Origin of the sequence: Xenorhabdus entomophaga (genome assembly GCF_037996725.1) — a bacterium.
Classification (GTDB): domain Bacteria; phylum Pseudomonadota; class Gammaproteobacteria; order Enterobacterales; family Enterobacteriaceae; genus Xenorhabdus; species Xenorhabdus khoisanae.
Map to the genome: position 1 here is coordinate 1 of NZ_JBBMXH010000591.1, position 202 is coordinate 202.

Sequence of the window (202 nt, forward strand, 5' to 3'; positions counted from 1 at the left end):
AGGCAATTGAACCAGAATAAACTGTCTTCTGCCGCCATCTTTCTTGTTTTGTTTTAACACCGCATGACCTGTAGAACCACTTCCCGCAAAGAAATCAAGAATGATATCTTCGCCATCCGTGACCTTCATTAGGTGTTCAATTAATCCTGTCGGCTTGGGGTAATCAAAAACAGCGGAACCAAGAAGCGCTTCAACCTCTTTA

1 protein-coding gene is annotated in these 202 nt (G+C 43.1%); it reads right to left on the minus strand.

The window, feature by feature from the left end; translation table 11 throughout:
- Nucleotides 1-202, minus strand: a 202-nt coding sequence (locus AAC854_RS24955) for a DNA methyltransferase (protein ID WP_340619237.1), incomplete at both ends; no start/stop codon positions are given.